The sequence below is a fragment of the Novosphingobium sp. BL-S-34 genome (genome assembly GCF_056857015.1).
Genome location: NZ_CM166472.1, coordinates 1,759,106 through 1,778,291 on the forward strand (window position 1 = coordinate 1,759,106; position 19,186 = coordinate 1,778,291).

Sequence of the window (19,186 nt, forward strand, 5' to 3'; positions counted from 1 at the left end):
GGATTCTGGGAACGCGCGCGCTCATCGCCCCGGCCGTCCGCGCCGCATGGGCTGGTGCGGTTCCCGAACCCTCGCTAAAGGCGCGGCAAGACCATGTCCGAAATATTCGTCCTCCTCGATGATGCCCGCCGCGAAGGCGCCGGCGACGCCCGGCTCTACCGCGCGCCGAGCGAGATCGTGATCGCCCGCAGCGCCGAAGAGGTGGTGCCGGCGCTCGCGCGGATCGAGCAACTCGCCGCGGAAGGGCTGCACCTGGCGGGCTACCTGGCCTACGAAGCCGGACTGGCCCTCGAACCGCGGCTGGCGGGGCGCCTGCCCGGACGCACCGGGGTGACCGGCCCGCTCGTGTGGTTCGGCGCCTTTGCCGGATACGAGACGATCGCCGCGCTGGACGTGCCGGACTGGCTCGCCCGCCATGCCCCGCCGGGCCGCGTCTGCATCGGACCGCTGGAACCGCAGATCACGACCGGCGACTATGACCGGGTCTTTTCCCGGATTCACGGCGCCATCGAGGCGGGGGACATCTATCAGGCGAACCTCACGTTCCCGCTGGCCGGTCCCTGGCATGGCGATCCGCTGGCGCTCTATGCCGCGATCCGGCCTTCCGCCGCGGCCGGCTATGGCGGTGTGGTCTGCGACGGTGCGCAGTACCTGCTGAGCTTCTCGCCCGAACTGTTCTTCGCGCTGGAAAACGGCCGGGTGACGGTGCGCCCGATGAAGGGCACCCGTCCGCGCGGCCAGGATGCGGCGCAGGACCAGGCCCTGCGCGCGGAACTCGCCGGCTCCGCAAAGGACCGGGCAGAGAACCTCATGATCCTGGATCTGATGCGCAACGACCTCTCGCGCGTGGCCGAAGCCGGCAGTGTCCGCGTGGAGGATGCCTTCGCGATCGAGAGCTATCCCACCGTCCACCAGATGGTCTCCACCGTCCGCGCCGATCTGGCGGAGAGCAAGGGCGCCGTCGATATCCTGCGGGCGCTGTTTCCCTGCGGCTCGATCACCGGCGCACCGAAGATCCGCGCCATGGAGCTGATCGCCGAAGGGGAATCCCATGCCCGCGGCCCCTATTGCGGCTCGATCGGCCGGATCGATCCTACTGGCGATGCCGCCTTCAATGTGGCAATTCGCACTCTGCATCTAACGGGGCGCCTGGCGCCGGGCGAGAACGGGGCCGGCCGTGCGGTCCTCGGCGTCGGCTCGGCCGTGGTCGCCGATTCAAAAGCGCTTCCCGAATGGCGGGAATGCCTGGTCAAAGGGGGTTTCGTGAGAGAGTCGGCAGGGGCATCCTCGCCCGCCAGTTTCGACCTGATCGAGACGATGTGCTTCACGCCCGAAAAGGGCATCCCGCTGCTCGAACATCATCTCGAGCGGATTCGCGGCAGTGCCGAGACGCTGGGCTTCAGCTTCGATCGCCATGCGGTGCGCAATGCCATCCAGGCGCTCTGCTTCGATGCGGAAAGCCCCTCGAAGCTGCGCCTCGTCGCCTCGCGCAGCGGCGCCTATGCGCTGGAGCTGTCCGAACTGCCGCAGCCGATGGGCGAGCCGGTCAGCGTGGGCGTGCTGCGCCTGCCGGTGGACAGCGGCGACTGGCGCCTGCGTCACAAGACCAGCGACCGCGGCTTCTATGAGGCGGGCCTGGCCGCCGCCAAGGCCGCCGGCGCACAGGAAGCGCTGTTCCTGCGGGACGACGGGCTGGTTACCGAGGGCACCTTCACCAATCTCTTCGTCGAACGCGATGGCCGGCTGCTGACGCCGCCGCTGGCTCTGGGCCTGCTCGCCGGCGTGCTGCGCCGCTCGCTGATCGAGGAAGACCGCGCGGTGGAAGCCGAACTGACTTTGGACGATCTGGCGGAAGGCTTCTTCATCGGCAATTCCCTGCGCGGGCTGCTTCCCGCGCGGCTGCTGGCGTGACGCGCGGCACCATGCACGGTTCCGCCGCCCTTGCGCGCATCGCCCCTTCCGGCACCACCGCGATGACCGACCGCGCGATCGAACTGCGCGAATCCGGTCTCGACATCATCTCGCTCTCGGTGGGCGAGCCCGACTTCCCCACTCCGCCCCATGTGATCGAGGCCGCCAAGGCCGCGCTCGATGCCGGCCAGACGAAGTATACCGCGGTCGGTGGCACCTCGCAGCTGAAGCAGGCCGCCGCCCTGCACTTCGCGCGCGACCTGGGGATCGAGGTTCCCGCCTCGCAAGTGACGGTCAGCGCGGGCGGCAAGCAGGCGATCTTCCATGCCATGCTGGCCACGGTGAGCGAAGGCGACGAAGTAATCGTGCCCTCGCCCTGGTGGGTGAGCTATCCCGAGATCGTGCGCTTCGCGGGCGGCAAGGTCGTTCCGCTGCTGACTTCGGCCAAGGACAACTTCCGCTTCACCGCCGCCGATCTCGAAGCGCAGATCGGGCCGCGCACGCTCTGGGTGCTGCTCAACAGCCCCGGAAATCCGACCGGCGCCTATTACCCGGAGGAGATGCTGCGCGGCATCGGCGAAGTGCTGCGCCGTCATCCGCGCGTGATGGTGCTGTCCGACGATATCTACGCGCCGATCAACTACGCCATCGACAGTGATGGCGGCCGCCCGCATGCCACGCTTGCCAACCTCTGCCCCGATCTTGCCGACCGCATCCTGACGGTCTCGGGCGTGTCCAAGAGCCACGCGATGACGGGTTTCCGCATCGGCGTGGCGGCCGGCCCGCAGTGGCTTATCAAGGCGATGGAAAAGCTCCAGTCGCATTCCTCGGGCAATCCCTGTTCGATCAGCCAGGCCGCCGCCGTCGCCGCTTTCGCGGGGCCGCAGGACTTCCTGGCCGAATGGCGGGAACGGTTCCGGCAGCGGCGCGACAGGGTGGTGGCCGCGATCAACGCGATCCCCGGCCTCTCCACGCCGACCCCTGACGGCGCGTTCTACTGCATGATCGACGCCGCCCCGCTGATGGGCCGCTTCGGGGACGACGTGAAGCTCACGCTGCACCTGCTGGAACACGGCGTGGCGCTGGTTCCCGCCTCCGCCTTCGGCGGGCGTGACGGCTTCCGCATCAGTTTCGCCGCGGACGACGCGCGGCTCGAAGAAGCGCTTCGGCGCATAGAGAAAGCATTGACGTAACATGGAACTGGAAATCCTCTTCGAGGACGGCGAAGCGCTGGTCATCGACAAGCCCGGCGGCCTTCCGCTCGACACGCCCCGCGCGGGCGGTCGCAGCCTCGAAGACCGGCTCGAGGAATTGACGCTGGGCTTTCAGCGGCTGCCTATGCCGGTGCACCGGCTTGACCGCGACACGTCGGGATGCCTGTTGCTGGCGCGCAATCCCAAGGCGCTGAAGCGCTTTTCCGCCGCTTTCGAGGAAAAGCTGGTCAAGAAGCGCTACCTCGGCATCGTCGCCGGCACCCTGTCGGAAGAGGAAGGCACGATCGCGCTCAACCTCTCCAAGGTCAGCACGGTCAAGGACGGCTGGCGCATGATCCCGGCGAAGAAGGGCAAGCCCGCCGTTACCCACTGGCGCAAGCTGGACGAGAAGAACGGCTTGACCCTGGTGGAATTCCGCCCCGAAACCGGCCGTACCCACCAGATCCGCGTCCACGCCGCTTCCGGCCTGGGCCTGCCGCTGCTCGGCGATCCGGTCTACGGCAGCAGCAAGGGCGCACCGCGCACCATGCTTCATGCGGCCGGCCTCACCGTGCCGCGCGGCGACAAGGAGCCGATCGTGGCCGTCGCGCCGCTCCCGGCCGATTTCGCCGCTTTCGGCTTCAGCGATGAATGAGCGAGGTTGAGGAGACCGTCGGCCGCGCCCAGGCCCTGGCGAGCGAGAGTTTCATCGCTTCGACCGGGCCGGGCGGGCAGAACGTCAACAAAGTCGCGACCGCCGTTCAATTGCGGCTCAACGTCTATGCGTTGCGCCTGACGCCGCCGGTCTTCGCGCGGCTGAAGGAACTGGCGGGCAGCCGCATGACCGCGGCGGGCGAACTGATGTTCACCGCCCGCCGCTTCCGCACCCAGGAAGCCAACCGCGCCGATGCCCGTGACCGCCTGGCGGACATGCTGCGCGATGCTCACAAGCTGCCGGAAAAGCGCGCGAAGAGCCGCCTCAACCGGGTCGGCAAGGAGCAGCGGCTCAAGGGCAAGAAGTTGCGCGGCTCGGTGAAGGCCGGGCGGGGCAAGGTCAGCTTCGACTGACGCTCACTCGGCCTGCGTGACGGCAGCGCCCGTGGGCGCCGAGGTCGAGGCAGGTTCGGGCCGGGCATCGAACATCTCCGCCGCCTCGTCTAGCGCCCGCGCCTCGCCGACCGTGACGCCGTCCGGTCCCGGCGGATCGGACTGTCCGCAAGCCGCCAGGGACAGGGTTGCGATCAGGAAGCAGAGCGTTCTCATAAAGGCTGCTTAACCCAGCGCGGCCGCCATCTCAAACGCCTGAAATCAAGCATCGCACCAGAACCCTCGCAACCCTGACGCTTCCCCGGACTTCCCACTGACACCGTTTGCCCCGATACCTGTCGTCGGCAGCAACCAGCCATGAGGAGTCGTCATGTCGAAGATCGTCGTCGTCGTCGGAAGCCTTCGCGCCGAATCGTACAACCACCAATTCGCGAAAGCCCTGACCCGGCTGCCGGCGGCCTCGGGCCACGATTTCGTGTTCGCGGATATCGGGTCCCTGCCGCTCTACAACCAGGACCACGATGGCGACCAGGCGCAGCCGGTGAAGGATCTGAAGGCGCTGGTGCGCAGCAGCGACGGCGTGATCTTCGTGACGCCGGAATACAATCGCTCGATCCCCGGCGTGCTCAAGAACGCCATCGACAACGCCTCGCGGCCCTATGGCGACAGCGCCTGGGCGGGCAAGCCGGCAGGCGTGATCGGCGTGTCGATCGGTGCGATCGGGACCGCGCTTTCCCAGCAGCACTTGCGCAACGTGCTGGCCTACCTCGACATGCCCACCCTGGGCGCACCGGAAGCCTTCATCCAGTGGAAGGACGGCCTGCTCACCCCGGACGGCACCGTGGGCGAGCAGTCGGCCGGGTTCGTCGGCGGCTGGCTTGAAGCGTTCCTCGCGCTGGTGGACCGCCACCGGGATTGAGGCAGAACGTCGTCCCGGACTTCGATCCGGGACGACGTTCTTGTCAGAGGATGCCGGCCGTCTTGCCCGCGCGGGTGAACATGCCGATGATCTGCTGGACCTGCTCGGCCGAGTGTTCGGCGCAGAGCGAGCAGCGCAGCAGCGTCATGTTCGCAGGCGTTGCCGGCGGCCTTGCGAGGTTCACGTAAAGCCCTTCGTGCAGCAGCGCTTCCCACATCATCGCGCCGCGTTCGAGATCGGGCATGATGACAGCGATGATCGCGCTCTGCGGTTCGTCCGTGCCGAGCTGGAAGCCGGCATCGGTCAGGCCCTTGTGCAGCGTGCGCGAGCCTTCCCAGAGGTGGGCGCGCTTTTCCGCCGCCGTCATCAGCTTGCGGATCGAGGTCGTCGCGGTGGCGACGACGCTGGGCGGCAGGCTGGCGGTGAAGACGTAAGGGCGGCAGACCAAGCGCATGATCTCGAACTTGGGGTGGTTCGAAACGCAGAAGCCGCCGACGGTGCCGACCGACTTGGAGAACGTGCCGATCACGAAGTCCACGTCTTCGAGGCAGCCCTGGTCCTCGGCCACGCCGCGTCCGTTGGGGCCGATGAAGCCCATCGAGTGCGCTTCGTCCACCAAGACCATGGCGCCGTACTTCTTGGCGACCGCGATCATCTCCTTGAGCGGGGCGATGTCGCCCAGCATCGAGTAGACGCCTTCCAGCACAACCAGCTTGCCCGCGCCTTCGGGAATGCGGCGCAGGCGCTTTTCCATCGCCTCGATGTCATTGTGCTTGAACGGCACGACTTCGGCGTCGCCCATCTTGCAGCCGTCCCAGATGGAAGCGTGGCTGTCGATGTCGAGGACGATGTAGTCACCCTTGCCGGCGATCGTCGAGATGATGCCCAGGTTGGCCTGGTAGCCGGTGGAGAACACCATGGCGTGCTTCATGTCGTAGAAGTCGCATAGCGCTTCCTCAACCGCCTTGTGCCCGGCGTAAGTGCCGTTGAGCACGCGGCTGCCGGTGGTGCCGGCGCCGAAATCGTCCAGCGCCTGCTTGCCGGCCGCGATCACGTCAGGATCGAAGGTCATGCCCATGTAGTTGTAGGTGCCGAGCAGGATCGTCTCGCGCCCGTTGCACAGGGCGACGGTGGGCGAGATCACCTTTTCCATGACGAGGCCGAACGGATCGGTGACGCCGGTCGACAGCAGATCGCGGCGCATCTCGATCAGGGGATCGAACTTGCTGAACAGGTCCGCGTGGCCCTGGGTTTCGTTTTCGCTGAGCATATCGGTCATCGCGATGGATCCCTCAGCCCTGGAGCTTGACCACGGCGTCGACGAGCTGGCCGTAGTTCTCGATCTCGGCCTGCTGGTTCATCGAGATGATGATGTCGAATTCGTCCTCGATCGCGGCCACGAAGTCCATGACGGTCAGGCTGTCGAACTCGAGGTCGTCAGTGAAGCGGGTCGCGTCGGCGACTTCGATGCCCTTCTTGTTGAAGGGCTCGATCAGCGCGGCGATGCGGGCCGAGGTCTCTGCGCGGTCCATGGTCATTTCAACTCCGGTAATTTCGGGCGGCGCTCTGGCCGATAATTGCGGCGCAAAAGCGGCGACGGGGGGTAAAGTCAAGCACAGGCGCGACACTTGTCGCTTCCGCCGCGAAGACGGTTGCGACATCGCCGCCATATCACAGCAAGTCGCGGACCGCGCGCATGAACGGGCCGATCGACACCGGCTTGGCCAGATAGCCTTCGGCGCCGGCCTCGCGGATCCGCTCCTCGTCGCCCTTGCCGGCATAAGCGGTGACGGCCAGCACCGGGATCGTGCGCAGCACCGGATCCTTCTTGGCCGCCTCGATCAGGTCCAGGCCCGATACGTTGGGCAGCTGGATATCCATGATAACGAGATTGGGCACGAATTCCCGGGCGCGCTCCAGCGCGTCGAGGCCATCGGCCACCGGCTCCACGGCGAAGCCCTGGCTCCTGAGCACATCGCAAAAGAGCTTCCGATTGAGGTCGTTGTCCTCGACAACTAGGATACGCTTTGCCATTCGACGCGTGATCACCATCTAAGGGCGGGGAAACCCGCTCTATGACAGGCAAGCGAGACTGACAATTCTTCGAGAGTCGCCATCCCCATCGCAGGACCCGCAGGCCCTTGCGCTCAATGCCCTCGGTTGGGTGCTGGCAGACCAGGACCGCGCCGAGCGTTTCCTGGCGCTGACCGGCCTGACGCCCGATGTCCTGCGCGCCTCGCTGGGACAGCAGGCCACGATGGCGGCGGTCCTGGAGTTTCTCTGCTCGCACGAACCGGACCTCGTCGCCGCGGCCGAAGCGCTGGACGTCGCGCCGGAAATGCTGGTCCGCGCAAGGGAAAGGCTCGGCACATGACGAATCGCACCGGCAGGCCGCTGCTCATCACCGATTGCGACGAAGTGCTCCTCTACATGATCTCGCATTTCCGGGACTGGCTGGCCGAGGACGAAGGCGTCACCTTCGCCATGGAGCGCGGCGAATTTTCCGGCGCGATGCGGCGCACGCAAGGCGGCGACCTGCTCGAACAGGCGGAAATGTGGTCGCTCCTGAACAAGTTCTTCGACGGCCAGATGCATCGGCAGACCCCGGTGGACGGCGCCGTCGCGGCGATTCGCGAGATCGCGCATCATGCCGACGTGGTGGTGCTCACCAACCTCATGGATTTCCGCCAGGAAGCCCGCCGTCAGCAATTGCTGGAGCACGGGATCGACGTGCGCGTCTTCACCAACCAGGGACCGAAAGGCCCTGCTCTCAAGGCGATTCTCGACGAGTACGCGCCTTCGCGGGCGGTCTTCGTGGACGATCTGGCCCAGCACCACGGCTCCGTGGCAGGCGTGGCGCCGGAGATCGGGCGCCTGCACCTCTGCGCCGAACCGCTGCTCGCCCCGCATATCGCCTGCGCCCATGTCGCCGGCCATGCCCATGCGCGAATCGACCGCTGGCAGGACGCCGCGCCCTGGCTGATCGACTGGCTGACACGCAGCGACGCTACCAAGACCGAATCCTGATCCCGTTCCTCTCACAAGGAAGACGCCGACGATGAGTGCTATCGAATCCCGCCTGGCCGAACTGGGCCTGACCCTTCCCGAACCCGCCGCCCCGGTTGCGGCCTATGTGCCGGTGGTGGTCGCGGGCGGCCTCGCCCATGTTTCTGGCCAGCTGCCTTTCGTGGAAGGCAAGCTGGTGACCGGCCGCCTGGGTGAAGACGTGGACCTGGAATCCGGTGTCGAGGCGGCGCAGGCCTGCGCGGTGATGATCCTGGCGCAGCTCAAGGCCGCGCTCGGCTCGCTCGACCGCGTGGAGCGCGTGGTCAAGCTGGGCGCCTTCGTCAATTCGGCCGGCGACTTCACCGACCAGCCGAAAGTCGCCAACGGCGCTTCGGAACTGATGGTCGCGGTGTTCGGCGAGGCGGGCAAGCATGCCCGCAGCGCGGTCGGCGTACCGGTCCTGCCGCTGGGCGCCGCTGTCGAAGTGGACGCCATCGTTGCCGTTCGCCCTGCTTGACCGCTGGTGCTCGCCGCCGCCCGATCCGCGCAAGGTCGGGTGGATCGGCGGGCATGACTATGCCCATCGCGGGCTGCACGGTGCGGTGATTCCCGAAAACTCGCTCGCGGCTTTCCGGCTGGCGATCGAGGAAGGCTATGGCATCGAACTCGACGTGCAGCGCGCGGGGGATGGCACACCCGTCGTGTTCCACGATTCCACGCTGGAGCGCCTGACCGACGAGGCCGGCGCAGTTTCCCGGCATAGCGCGGCGCAACTGGCCGCGTTCACCCTGGGCGGCACGGCCGAGAGCATTCCCAGCCTGCGCCAGGCGCTCACCCTGATCGGCGGCCGCAAGCCGGTGCTGATCGAGCTGAAATCCTCGCGCGGGACCCGGGTCGCCGCGCTCTGCCTGGCGGTGCGGCGGGTGCTGGAGGGTTATACCGGCCCCCACGCCGTGATGAGCTTCGACCCGCGCGTCTCGCGCTGGTACCGGCGCCATTCGCCTCACACCGTGCGCGGGCTTATCGTATCCGAGGGCGAGGATCGCGCCCTGGCCGGAAAAATCCGCCGCCGACTCGCGCTCTGGCAGGCCCGGCCGGACTTCCTGGCCTACGACATCCGCGACCTGCCCAGCCGCTTTGCGGCTGCCCAGCGCCGCCGCGGCCTGCCGGTCGCAACCTGGACCGTGCGCAGGCCGGACCACCGCGAGCGCGCCGGCATCCATGCGGACGCCGTGATTTTCGAGCGCCCTTCGGAAGAACCGGCATGAGCGCCGGGTCCGGCGAGGAGGAAGACAAGCGCAAGCCCGGCGGCGAATTCATCGCCCGGATCCACGGCGGCGTCGACGGACTTCCGGCAGCGGAATGGGATGCCCTGACCGGCGGCGGCAACCCCTTCGTTTCCCACGCCTTCCTGGCAGCCATGGAGCAATCGGGAAGCGTCGGCGGCGATAGCGGGTGGACGCCCGTGCCGATCACCATCGCCGGGCCCGACGGACAACTGGCCGCGGCGCTTCCGGCCTATCTCAAGGAACACAGCCAGGGCGAATATGTGTTCGACCATGCCTGGGCCGATGCCTGGCACCGGGCCGGCGGATCGTACTACCCCAAGCTCCAGATCGCCGCGCCCTTCACGCCGGCTACCGGCCCGCGCCTGCTCACGCCGCACCCGGAACTGGCCCCCGCGCTGATCGCCGCCGCCGAAACCGTCTGCCGCGACAATGGCCTGTCCTCTGCCCACGCGACGTTCATCGAACCTGCGCAAGTGCCGCTGTTCGAGGCGGCCGACTGGCTGCTGCGCGAGGACATCCAGTTCCACTGGGAAAATCGGGGCTATGCCAGCTTCGACGAATTTCTCGGTGCCCTCTCCTCGCGCAGGCGCAAGGACATTCGCAAGGAACGCGAAAAGGCGCAGGAAGACGTCGAGATCCGCAGGCTCACCGGCGACGATCTGCGCGAGGAACACTGGGACGCGTTCTGGGAATTCTACCAGGACACCGGCGCCCGCAAATGGGGCCAGCCCTACCTGACGCGCGAGGCGTTCTCGCTCATGGGCCGGACCATGGCCGACCGCATCCTGCTGGTCCTGGCCTATATGGATGGGACGCCCGTGGCCGGGGCGCTGAACTTCATCGGCAGCGAGGCGCTCTACGGCCGCTATTGGGGCGCCGTGGTGGAAAAGCCCTTCCTGCATTTCGAGCTTTGCTACTACCAGGCGATCGACGCGGCCATCGCGCTCGGCCTCTCGCGCGTGGAAGCGGGGGCGCAAGGCGGGCACAAGCTTGCGCGCGGCTATGAACCGGTGCGCACGATCTCGGCCCATTACATCGTCCATCCGGGGCTGCGCGCGGCCATCGCGGACTATCTCACGCAGGAGCGCTCCGGCATCGCGGGCGACCAGCTGCTGCTGGACGGACGGACGCCCTTCCGCAAGAGCTAGGCCGGAAAGGGCCTCAGGCCGCCTTTCGTCCTGCGGCGCAAAGCCACTGGCGCGCGCGGCGCTGGGCTTCGGCGATTTCGCGCGCGGTCATGTCCTCGGCCACTTCTGTGCGGCAGGTCGCCGCTTCCTCGTCACCCCGGGCCGCGGCGAGATTGAACCACTTGTGCGCTTCGATGAGATCGCAAGCCGCGCCGTGGCTGCCGGTGGAAAAGGCCACGCCCAGATCGAAGCAGGCCGAAAAATCACCGATCGCGGCAGCGGCCAGGCGCTCTGCCAGGAACAGGTCCCCGACGGCCCCGGAAAGACCTTCCGTTACTTCGGTGAAGTGTTCTCCAGATATCCAGACATGGTCCATAGTCAGCTAACCCCCGGTTTACGGTCCTTTCGGTCCAGTGCTGCAAGGCTGGCACCGACATGGTCAACAAAGCGTTAAGGATAGATCTGAAACATTCCCTGTAAGTTTACGCTACAAGCTCGCGGGAGAAACTTGTGCCTGTCCGAAACGGCATTCAGGTTTTTTGTGGACTGCCATGGTTATAGCCTTGTGCAGGGTGAGGGGCGGCCCTATAGGCCGCCGCACCGCGGTTTGCCGGGAGGCCACTGGAAAAATCCGGGGTCGCAGGGCGTAGGCAGACCGGGGGGATTCGTGCGGAGATTCTCTGGATGGCAACGGCCCTAGCTGACGAAATTGATGTCCTCGCCAAAGCCAAGCGCATGCTTGGTGGTTCTTATGTTCCCGTAGAGAACGAAGCCTACATGTGCGAGGCTCAGCAAGACTACTTCCGGCGGCTTCTGCTGGCCTGGAAGAAATCGATTCTCGACGCCTCTGCCGGCACCCTGGCACAGCTTCAGGACGGTCCGATCCGCGAGCCGGACCTCAACGATCGCGCTTCCAGCGAGACCGATTGGGGTATCGAACTGCGTACCCGCGACCGCCAGCGCAAACTGATCGCCAAGATCGATTCCGCCCTGCGGCGGATCGAGGAAGGCGAATACGGCTATTGCGAAGTGACCGGCGAACCGATCGGCCTCGGCCGTCTCGAGGCGCGTCCGATCGCCACCATGACCGTGGAGGCACAGGAAGCGCACGAGCGCCGCGAAAAGGTCTCCCGCGAGGAGTGATCCCCTCGCAAATACAGCTTTTTCGCCCCGCCCGAACGGGATGCCCGGTTTATGGAAGGCCGGGCCTTCCACAGCGGACGGGGCGTTAAGGCTTTCTTTGCCACTCGCCTCTAGGTATCGACGGTAAGCACGCTTCGCGCGTGAGGCTATGGCTATCGCGGGCCAAGGTTCGTGATATCATCTGCCTGACCGAATGCCGGACGAGAACGCATGACCGAGATCGAAAATCGCCAGATTGCGCGCGACAGCCTGTTCCTCATGGCCGATTTGCGCATCGACGGGCTGGACGGCGAATACCGGATCAAGGTCCGCAACCTCTCCGCCGGCGGCATGATGGGCGAAGGCGGAATCCAGGTCATGCGCGGCACGCTGGTCGCAGTGAACATCCGTAACATCGGTTGGGTCGCAGGCTCGGTCGCCTGGGTGCAGGAAAACCGCTTCGGCGTGGCCTTCACCGAGGAAATCGACCCCAAGCTGGCCCGTGCCGCCGTAACCCCGGTCCCGGACGACAAGCCGAATTTCGTGCGCACGTACGAAGCGCAATATTCGCCCCCCACAACGCCCGCGAAAAACCTGCGCAAGCTCTGATTTCTGCCCGCCCGGCGAAAAATCGACCCCGCGGCGCGCCAGCCATTTGCGCTCTGCCACAAATCGACTAGTCCCAAGGCCATGTTCGCCAAGCGCCATGCCTTTCGAACTCCGGTTCCCTTCCGCCTGATCCCTCTGGCCACTGCGCTGGCGCTTGCCGCCTGCGGTTCTCCGGACAATTCGGCCTTGAGCGTCGCCGTGCTCGGCAGGTCCGGCGGCACATCCGGCGCGCCCTTCGACATTGGCGAAAGCACCACCCTGGCCGGGCAGCTCCTGCGCGCCTCCACCACCGAGGGCCTGGTGGCCTTCGATGAAAAGGGCCGCGTCATTCCCGCGCTCGCGGATCGCTGGATCGTCACCGACGACGGGCAAAGCTACATCTTCCGGCTGCGCGACGGCGATTGGCCATCGGGCGAGCCGCTGACGGCGGAATCGGCCAAGAAGGCGCTGCAGACCGCGCTCGATGCGCTGGACGGCACACCGCTCGCGCGCGATCTGGCCGGTATCGACGAAATCCGCACGATGGCAGGGCGGGTCGTCGAGATCCGGCTCGGCCGGCCGATGCCCTATCTGCTGCAACTGCTGGCCCAACCGGAACTCGGCCTGGCCTTCAAGAACCGCGGTGCTGGTCCGATGCGCCTGGAACGCGCCGGTAGCGCGGCCCGCCTCGTCCCCATCGATCCCGCCAGCCTGGGACTGCCTGCGGTGGAAAACTGGCCGCAGCGCAGCCGCCGCATCGACTTGCGGGTGCTTGACGGTCCAGCCGCGGTCGAGGCGTTCAACGCGGGCGAAGTCGATATCGTGATGGGCGGCGAGATCCAGGACTTCCCCCTCACCCGCTCGGTCGGCATCCTGCGCGGGACGATCCAGCTCGATCCCGTGGTCGGCCTGTTCGGCCTCAAGGTGATGCGCGACAAGGGTTTCCTGGCCGACCCCGCCAATCGCGAGGCCCTGGCCATGGCGATCGACCGGGAGGGCCTGATCGCGCCGTTCAGCCTCGGTGGATGGTCGCCCACGACCCGGCTCGTTTCGCCCAGCCTCGATGGCGACCTTGGCACGATCGGCGAACGGTGGAGCGAACAGTCGCTCGACGACCGGCGCGCGGTGGCCGCGGCGCGCGTGCGCCGCTGGGCATCGGGCGCAAGTGGATCGACCGGCGAGCGGCCCGCCGCTCCGGCCGCACCGGCCGCCGCCCAGCCACCCGGTGCCGCGCCGAAGCAGGCGACCAAGGCAACGCGCGGCGCAGCCCCCGCGCCGGTTCCGCCCGCCGCCAACGGCCCGCACCTGTCGATCTGGCTCCCCGCCGGCGACGGATCGGATACCCTGTTCGGCAAGCTCGCCGCAGACTTCGCGGCCATCGGCGTCCATCTCCTGCGCAACAGCGACATCGAAGCTGCGGACCTGCGGCTGGTGGACGATGTCGCCCGCTATCCCCGCGCTGCGTGGTTTCTCAACCGCCTGGCCTGCAGCGACGGACAGGGCCTCTGTTCCACCGAGGCCGATGCCCGAGTGAAGGAAGCCACCACGGCCACCACGCCCGAGGAAAGGTCCGCGCTTCTGACCGAGGCCGAGGCCGAACTCACGGCCGCCAACGTGTTCATTCCCTTCGGAACTCCGATCCGCTGGTCGCTGGTACGCGGCAGCGTCGCGGGCTTCGCGCCCAATACCTGGGGCTGGCACCCCTTGATGCCATTGGCCTGGGTCCCCAGATAATTCGCCTATCCCTTTCGAGGAGAGGTACGACTTTGGCGACTGGACAGACTTCCGCACGGCGCATGGACCTGGAATTTCCGCTCGGGTCCGATCCGGTTTCCATCTCCCGTCGCATCGAAATGCTCGAGCATGTGCTGGAGCGTGCCATCTCGCTTCCCGGCATGCGCCGCAAGGTGGGGCTGGACGCGGTGATGGGCCTGGTTCCCGTGGCCGGCGATCTCGTTTCGGCGGCGCTCGGCATGTATATCGTGTGGGAAGCCCGGCGGCTGGGCATGCCGAAGTGGCAGCTCGCCCGGATGACCGTCAATGTCGGCGTCGATACGCTGCTTGGCGCGGTTCCGGTGGCCGGCGATCTGTTCGACTTCGTGTTCCGCTCCAACAGCCGCAACCTGAAGATCGTCCGCAAGCATATCGCCAAGCATCACCCCCATGCGCGGGTGATCGAGGGCTAGGCCGATAAGGGCGCCGTCGCGGACGGCGCCGTCATTTCCCCCGCGCGCGGCTGCCGGGTCAGGCCTTGGCAGCGGCGGCGAAGTCGCACTTCTGGTTGGCTTCCTTGGTGCCGCCGCCCAGGAAGGCGACCGCCAGGAAGCCGGCGACCACGGCGATGGCGAAGGCCGCCGTGACTTTGCCGAGGTGCTTGTCGATCACGGCCTTGATCGGTGCCCCGAACAAGCGGAACAGCACGCCCACGATCATGAAGCTGATTGAGCGCGAGACGACCGAGGCGGCGATGAACACGCCCAGGTTCATGCCGATGAAGCCGGCCGTGATCGTCAGCAGCTTGAACGGGATCGGCGTCGCGCCCTTCACCACGATGATCTCGGCGCCGTATTCCCGCAAGTAGCAGGCCGCCTTGGGGAAGCTGTCCGCCAGCCCCAGCGCGTGAAGCAGCGCCTCACCGAAAGCGGCATAGGCGAAGTGGCCGATGGCATAGCCCAGCAGGCCGCCCACGACCGATGCCAGCGTGGCGATCATCGCGAAGCGAATCGCCTTCTTCGGCTCGGCCAGGCACATCAGTCCCAGCAGCGGATGCGGCGGCACGGGGAAGAAGCTGGCTTCCATGAAGGCGAACAGGGCCAGCCACCATTCGGCATGGCGGTGCGCCGCCTTGGCCATGGTCCAGTCGTAGAGGCGGCGCAGCATCGAGTTCTCCGGCTGTCATGAGATCGGGCGCCGCAAGAAGGCGGCACGCGTGCCGTGCTTAGTAGGCCGGCGCGGAGGCGGCAAGCTATAACCCATTTGGTTATATCTGCTTGACATTACGACGCTGGATTGGTACAAAACAGGAACAAGGGGGGCAGCCGATTCGTCCGGCTCTCCTTTCGATCCGCACCACATCAACTCCGGGATGATCCCCTATGGTCGAGCCGAAACGGGCTACGTCCGGCGCTGCACGGTGCCGGCGTGGCAAGACGATCAGCCCTGTCTCCACGGCGCGTGAGCCCGGGGACGAGCGCCCCATCAACAACCGGCGGTGGCGTGCGGATTTCCTCGCCGCGCTGGCCGAAACCTCGAACGTCAGTGCCGCCAGCACCGCCGCCGGAGTGCCGCCGGGCAAGGCCTATAGACTGCGCCGGACAGACCCGGAATTCGCCCGGGACTGGCACGTCGCCCTGCTCGAAGGTTACGAGAACCTCGAGATGGAAGTGCTCTATCGGCTGCGCTTCGGCGATCCCCGGGACGGCGAGGTCAAGTTCGACAACGCCACCGCCCTTCGCCTCCTCGGCCTCCACCGCGAAACCGTGGCGCGCGAGCGGGCAGCGCGGGAGAACGAGGATCTGGCCGCCGTGCGCGCCTCTATCCACGCCAAGCTGGCGCAGCTGCGCCAGCAGATCACGGCGCGCCGCGCGCTCGAAACGGGCAAGGAGGCCGATCATGGCTGAAGCCGATCCCCTGCACTGGCTGGCCGAAGCCGAAGACGGCGAACTGGAATCCTTCATGACGGGTCTTGGCGCCTCCGGACAGCGCGAATGGCGCTGGGACTGGCGTCTCTGGGCCCGGCCCTCGCAGATCGCCCCCGCCGGGGACTGGCGCGTATGGCTGGTCATGGCCGGGCGCGGCTTCGGCAAGACGCGCTGCGGCGCCGAATGGGTGAACGAGGTTGCCGAGCATCATCCCGATGCCCGCATCGCGCTCGTCGCCGCCCATCTCGGCGAGGCGCGCTCGGTGATGGTGGAAGGTGAAAGCGGATTGCTGTCGATAGGCGCGCCCTGGAGACGGCCCCTTTTCGAACCTTCGCTGCGCCGTCTGACATGGCCGAACGGCGCGCAGGCCACGCTCTATTCCGCGGCCGAGCCGGAAGCCCTGCGCGGCCCCCAGCACAGCCACGCCTGGTGCGACGAAGTGGCCAAATGGGACAATGCCTCGGGCAGGGCCGTCGCGAGCTGGGACAACCTGCTCATGGGTCTCCGGCTGGGCCATGACCCCCGCGTCGTGGCCACGACGACGCCCCGAAGCGTACCTCTGGTCTCGCGATTGCTGGCCGAAAGCCAGGACGGCGAAGTCGCCGTGACGCGCGGCAGCACCTTCGACAATGCCGCCAACCTGCCCGCCCGTTTCCTCAGGGCCATGCGCCGGACGTTTTCGCAAAGCCTGCTGGGACGGCAGGAGATCGACGGCGAACTGATCGCCGATGTCGAAGGCGCGCTCTGGAGCCGTGCCCTGCTGGAAGGCTGCCGGGAGGACGCCGCGCCCGCATGCGACCGCGTGGTCGTCGGCGTCGATCCGCCGGCCTCGGCCGGGGGCGATGCCTGCGGGATCGTGGTCGTGGGCATGGGGCAGGACGGCACCGCGCATGTCATGGCCGATGCCTCGGTGGAGAAGGCGGGTCCCGAACGCTGGGCCCGCGCCGTCGCCGGCACCGCCGAGGCCTGGCATGCCGACCGGGTGATCGCGGAGGCCAACCAGGGCGGCGCCATGGTCGCCTCGGTACTGCGCGCGGCCCAGCTCTCTCTGCCCTTGCGGCTGGTCCACGCCAGCCGCGGCAAAGTCGCCCGCGCCGAGCCGGTCGCCGCGCTCTACGAGGCCGGGCGGGTCCGCCATGCCGGGCTGTTTCCCGCGCTGGAAGACGAGATGTGCGGCCTCATCGCCGGAGGTGCCTACCAGGGCCCGGGACGTTCGCCGGATCGTGCCGACGCCCTGGTCTGGGCCCTGAGCGAACTGATGCTCGGCCGGAACGGCGAGCCTCGCGTGCGGCTGGCCTGAGTTTACCGCACCGAACCGGGGATCTGCGCGCCTTTGCGCGGACACCCTGGACGCCAGGCAGAACCCTCCCTGCGCCATTTCCGGCCTCAGCGGCCTGCGGAGCGATCCGCTCGTGAAAACCCCATTGAAAGGAAACCCTGCAGTGTCCTTCCTCGAAACGCTCGTCGCCGCCTTCAAGGGTGAGAGTGCCCGCGTGCCGCTGGCGCGCGGACCGGCCTCGCCATGGTTTTTCGCCGAGAGCGGCGGCGGGCGTGCTCCCTTCGAATATGGCTCGGCCGTGCGCCGCGCCTATCTTGAGAATCCCGTGGCCCAGCGCGCGGTGCGTCTGGTTGCGGAAGGCATCGGCGGCGCGCCGCTGCGCCCTGCCGATCCGCGGCTTGTCTCTCTCGTGACCGAAACGAGCGCGGGACAGTCGCTGCTGGAGACGCTCGCCTGCCACCTCCTGCTCCACGGCAATGCCTATGTGCAGGTGCTCAAGGACGCGCGCGGCCGTCCGGTGGAACTCTTCGCCTTGCGGCCCGAGCGCGTCTCCATCGTCGCGGGCGAGGACGGCTGGCCTGCCGCTTTCGCCTACGACGTGGCCGGGCGGCGCCTGACGATCCCGCTGCTTGACGAGGACGCCGCGCCCAACGTCATCCACATCCGCCATTTCCACCCGGCGGACGACCATTACGGCGCGGGTTGCCTGGCCGCCGCCGACGAGGCGATCGCCACGCACAACGCCGCGTCGCAGTGGAACCGCCAGCTTCTGGAAAATGCGGCCCGTCCGTCCGGGGCGCTGGTCTACGAGGCGGGCGAGGGCAATACGCTCACGGGTGACCAGTTCGACCGGCTCAAGACCGAGCTTACCCAGGCCTATGCCGGATCGGGCAATGCCGGGCGGCCGATGCTGCTGGAGGGCGGCCTGAAATGGCAGGCGATGGCCATGACGCCCGCGGACATGGACTTCGCCACGCTCAAGGCCGCCGCCGCCCGTGACGTGGCGCTGGCCTTCGGTGTGCCGCCGATGCTGCTGGGCCTGCCCGGCGATGCCACTTACGCCAATTACCGGGAGGCGAACCGCGCGCTCTGGCGCCTGACCCTGCTGCCACTGGCGAGCAAGATTCTCGCCGGTCTCTGCGAGGGGGTTTCGCCCTGGTTCCCGGAGGCCGCCCTGGCCATCGACCTCGACCGCGTACCGGCCTTGTCCGAAGACCGCGAACGCCTCTGGGCACAAGTCTGCGCGGCGGACTTCCTGGCGGATGATGAGAAACGATCCCTGCTGGGACTCGCGCCCAAACCGGCGTCGACCCTGGAAGACGTGGAGAACAAATCATGAACCAGAAGGACATGCTGGCCGGCCTGCTCGCCCAGGCGACCACCGAAGGCAGCGAACTCGTGACCCTGCGCGCCATCGTCGAGGAAGCCAGCGAAGTGGGCGCGCGGCGGATGCTGTCACGGATCGGCCTCGACGATGCGACCGCGCCCGGCGATCTCTCGGAACTGCGCGAACTGCTCCAGGCCTGGCGCGACGCCAAGGCCAGCGCCCAGGCCGCGGCAATCGGCTGGCTGGTGCGCGGCGTGCTCGCCCTGCTCCTGCTCGGCCTTGCGGTTCGCTTCGGTACCGGGGAGCTGCTGCGATGACGCCGCAGGCCCCGCATGCACGCGCGCTGCGCTTCGCCGGCTACGCCGCCCTGTTCGGCCACCGCGATGCCGGACGCGACGCGATCCGGCCCGGCGCCTTCGCCCGGACCCTGGCCGAGCGGCGCGATCCCCTGCCGCTGTTCTGGCAGCACCGGCCGGACCTGCGGATCGGCTGGGTGCAGACGGCCACCGAAGACGCACGCGGCCTGCGCGTGATCGCCGCGGTCGACAACCCGGACGGCGCGGCCGGACTCGCGCTGCGGCGCGGGGCCGTGACCGGGCTCTCCTTCGGCTATCGCGCCCGCTCCAGCCGCGCCGGCGCCGAGGGCCGCGATCTGCTCGACCTCGACTTGTTCGAGGTGAGCCTCGTCACTCACCCGATGCAGCACGGCGCCCGGGTCCACCTGATCGCCTGATCCC

25 protein-coding genes are annotated in these 19,186 nt (G+C 67.5%); 19 read left to right on the top strand and 6 right to left on the bottom strand.

Annotated elements, in window-relative coordinates; translation table 11 throughout:
* The first annotated feature begins 93 nt into the window (after window positions 1–93).
* The 4 genes from pabB to arfB are packed head-to-tail and all read left to right on the top strand — an operon-like array spanning window position 94 to window position 4,172.
* Window positions 94–1,911 (top strand): aminodeoxychorismate synthase component I, encoded by a 1,818-nt coding sequence (gene pabB / locus AC1VV3_RS08330; RefSeq protein ID WP_482961525.1) that lies wholly within the window; start codon window positions 94–96, stop codon window positions 1,909–1,911.
* 11 nt (window positions 1,912–1,922) lie between these two features.
* On the top strand, window positions 1,923–3,104 hold the full coding sequence (locus AC1VV3_RS08335; RefSeq protein ID WP_482962079.1) for a pyridoxal phosphate-dependent aminotransferase: 1,182 nt from the start codon (window positions 1,923–1,925) through the stop codon (window positions 3,102–3,104).
* 1 nt (window position 3,105) lies between these two features.
* The gene (locus AC1VV3_RS08340) at window positions 3,106–3,759 is read left to right on the top strand and encodes an RluA family pseudouridine synthase (protein ID WP_132264682.1); all 654 of its coding nucleotides are present in this window, start codon (window positions 3,106–3,108) and stop codon (window positions 3,757–3,759) included.
* Complete coding sequence (gene arfB, locus AC1VV3_RS08345) at window positions 3,756–4,172, top strand: alternative ribosome rescue aminoacyl-tRNA hydrolase ArfB (RefSeq protein ID WP_482961526.1); 417 nt, start codon at window positions 3,756–3,758, stop codon at window positions 4,170–4,172. Before AC1VV3_RS08340 ends, arfB begins: the two co-directional genes overlap by 4 nt.
* A gap of 3 nt (window positions 4,173–4,175) precedes the next feature.
* On the opposite strand, the gene AC1VV3_RS08350 is transcribed toward arfB, so the two are convergent.
* Window positions 4,176–4,367 (bottom strand): hypothetical protein, encoded by a 192-nt coding sequence (locus tag AC1VV3_RS08350; protein ID WP_482961527.1) that lies wholly within the window; start codon window positions 4,365–4,367, stop codon window positions 4,176–4,178.
* Between the two features lie 154 nt (window positions 4,368–4,521).
* Between AC1VV3_RS08350 and AC1VV3_RS08355 the strand changes: the two genes are divergently transcribed.
* Window positions 4,522–5,070, top strand: coding sequence for an NADPH-dependent FMN reductase (locus AC1VV3_RS08355; protein ID WP_132264676.1), 549 nt, complete (start codon window positions 4,522–4,524; stop codon window positions 5,068–5,070).
* Window positions 5,071–5,113: 43 nt separating this feature from the next.
* Here AC1VV3_RS08355 and spt read toward each other — a convergent pair whose 3' ends face one another.
* From spt to AC1VV3_RS08370, 3 genes are all read right to left on the bottom strand, one after another.
* Window positions 5,114–6,349 (bottom strand): serine palmitoyltransferase, encoded by a 1,236-nt coding sequence (gene spt / locus AC1VV3_RS08360; protein ID WP_482961528.1) that lies wholly within the window; start codon window positions 6,347–6,349, stop codon window positions 5,114–5,116.
* 13 nt (window positions 6,350–6,362) lie between these two features.
* Entirely contained in the window at window positions 6,363–6,602 is a 240-nt protein-coding gene (locus AC1VV3_RS08365) for an acyl carrier protein (RefSeq protein WP_132265304.1), read from the bottom strand.
* Between the two features lie 139 nt (window positions 6,603–6,741).
* A complete protein-coding gene (locus AC1VV3_RS08370; protein ID WP_132264672.1) occupies window positions 6,742–7,104 on the bottom strand; it encodes a response regulator in 363 nt (120 codons plus the stop codon).
* Window positions 7,105–7,234: 130 nt separating this feature from the next.
* Here AC1VV3_RS08370 and AC1VV3_RS08375 point away from each other — a divergent pair, with 130 nt between their 5' ends.
* From AC1VV3_RS08375 to AC1VV3_RS08395, 5 genes are read left to right on the top strand one after another with little or no spacing between them, the layout of a single operon-like run.
* Window positions 7,235–7,444: a DUF3572 family protein gene (locus AC1VV3_RS08375; protein WP_465127567.1), complete on the top strand. Its 210-nt coding sequence runs from the start codon at window positions 7,235–7,237 to the stop codon at window positions 7,442–7,444.
* Window positions 7,441–8,097 (top strand): HAD family hydrolase, encoded by a 657-nt coding sequence (locus tag AC1VV3_RS08380; RefSeq protein WP_132264669.1) that lies wholly within the window; start codon window positions 7,441–7,443, stop codon window positions 8,095–8,097. The genes AC1VV3_RS08375 and AC1VV3_RS08380 overlap by 4 nt, the downstream gene beginning before the upstream one ends.
* 31 nt (window positions 8,098–8,128) lie before the next feature.
* Window positions 8,129–8,593 (top strand): RidA family protein, encoded by a 465-nt coding sequence (locus AC1VV3_RS08385; protein ID WP_132264667.1) that lies wholly within the window; start codon window positions 8,129–8,131, stop codon window positions 8,591–8,593.
* Window positions 8,574–9,344 carry a glycerophosphodiester phosphodiesterase family protein gene (locus AC1VV3_RS08390; protein ID WP_132264666.1) on the top strand — a complete coding sequence of 257 codons (771 nt, stop codon included), beginning with the start codon at window positions 8,574–8,576 and terminating at the stop codon, window positions 9,342–9,344. Before AC1VV3_RS08385 ends, AC1VV3_RS08390 begins: the two co-directional genes overlap by 20 nt.
* The gene (locus AC1VV3_RS08395) at window positions 9,341–10,513 is read left to right on the top strand and encodes a GNAT family N-acetyltransferase (protein ID WP_482961529.1); all 1,173 of its coding nucleotides are present in this window, start codon (window positions 9,341–9,343) and stop codon (window positions 10,511–10,513) included. Before AC1VV3_RS08390 ends, AC1VV3_RS08395 begins: the two co-directional genes overlap by 4 nt.
* A gap of 13 nt (window positions 10,514–10,526) precedes the next feature.
* Here AC1VV3_RS08395 and AC1VV3_RS08400 read toward each other — a convergent pair whose 3' ends face one another.
* Window positions 10,527–10,868 carry an SEL1-like repeat protein gene (locus AC1VV3_RS08400; RefSeq protein WP_482961530.1) on the bottom strand — a complete coding sequence of 114 codons (342 nt, stop codon included), beginning with the start codon at window positions 10,866–10,868 and terminating at the stop codon, window positions 10,527–10,529.
* Between the two features lie 308 nt (window positions 10,869–11,176).
* On the opposite strand from AC1VV3_RS08400, the gene dksA reads away from it, so the two are divergent.
* The 4 genes from dksA (at window position 11,177) to AC1VV3_RS08420 (ending at window position 14,388) form a co-directional block, all read left to right on the top strand.
* A complete protein-coding gene (gene dksA / locus AC1VV3_RS08405) occupies window positions 11,177–11,635 on the top strand; it encodes an RNA polymerase-binding protein DksA (RefSeq protein ID WP_132264661.1) in 459 nt (152 codons plus the stop codon).
* Between the two features lie 210 nt (window positions 11,636–11,845).
* Window positions 11,846–12,223, top strand: coding sequence for a PilZ domain-containing protein (locus AC1VV3_RS08410; protein ID WP_132264659.1), 378 nt, complete (start codon window positions 11,846–11,848; stop codon window positions 12,221–12,223).
* A gap of 81 nt (window positions 12,224–12,304) precedes the next feature.
* Complete coding sequence (locus tag AC1VV3_RS08415; protein ID WP_482961531.1) at window positions 12,305–13,936, top strand: ABC transporter substrate-binding protein; 1,632 nt, start codon at window positions 12,305–12,307, stop codon at window positions 13,934–13,936.
* Window positions 13,937–13,998: 62 nt separating this feature from the next.
* Window positions 13,999–14,388, top strand: coding sequence for a DUF4112 domain-containing protein (locus AC1VV3_RS08420; protein WP_482962080.1), 390 nt, complete (start codon window positions 13,999–14,001; stop codon window positions 14,386–14,388).
* A 58-nt stretch (window positions 14,389–14,446) separates the two neighbouring features.
* Here AC1VV3_RS08420 and AC1VV3_RS08425 read toward each other — a convergent pair whose 3' ends face one another.
* Window positions 14,447–15,082 carry a YqaA family protein gene (locus AC1VV3_RS08425; RefSeq protein ID WP_442045041.1) on the bottom strand — a complete coding sequence of 212 codons (636 nt, stop codon included), beginning with the start codon at window positions 15,080–15,082 and terminating at the stop codon, window positions 14,447–14,449.
* Between the two features lie 215 nt (window positions 15,083–15,297).
* Here AC1VV3_RS08425 and AC1VV3_RS08430 point away from each other — a divergent pair, with 215 nt between their 5' ends.
* The 5 genes from AC1VV3_RS08430 (at window position 15,298) to AC1VV3_RS08450 (ending at window position 19,182) form a co-directional block, all read left to right on the top strand.
* Window positions 15,298–15,822: a hypothetical protein gene (locus AC1VV3_RS08430; protein WP_482961532.1), complete on the top strand. Its 525-nt coding sequence runs from the start codon at window positions 15,298–15,300 to the stop codon at window positions 15,820–15,822.
* Window positions 15,815–17,143 (top strand): DNA-packaging protein, encoded by a 1,329-nt coding sequence (locus AC1VV3_RS08435; protein WP_482961533.1) that lies wholly within the window; start codon window positions 15,815–15,817, stop codon window positions 17,141–17,143. Before AC1VV3_RS08430 ends, AC1VV3_RS08435 begins: the two co-directional genes overlap by 8 nt.
* Window positions 17,144–17,285: 142 nt before the next feature.
* Complete coding sequence (locus tag AC1VV3_RS08440) at window positions 17,286–18,461, top strand: phage portal protein (protein ID WP_482961534.1); 1,176 nt, start codon at window positions 17,286–17,288, stop codon at window positions 18,459–18,461.
* Window positions 18,458–18,766 (top strand): DUF6127 family protein, encoded by a 309-nt coding sequence (locus tag AC1VV3_RS08445; protein ID WP_134094702.1) that lies wholly within the window; start codon window positions 18,458–18,460, stop codon window positions 18,764–18,766. Before AC1VV3_RS08440 ends, AC1VV3_RS08445 begins: the two co-directional genes overlap by 4 nt.
* Window positions 18,763–19,182: an HK97 family phage prohead protease gene (locus tag AC1VV3_RS08450; protein ID WP_314465069.1), complete on the top strand. Its 420-nt coding sequence runs from the start codon at window positions 18,763–18,765 to the stop codon at window positions 19,180–19,182. The genes AC1VV3_RS08445 and AC1VV3_RS08450 overlap by 4 nt, the downstream gene beginning before the upstream one ends.
* Window positions 19,183–19,186 lie beyond the last annotated feature (4 nt).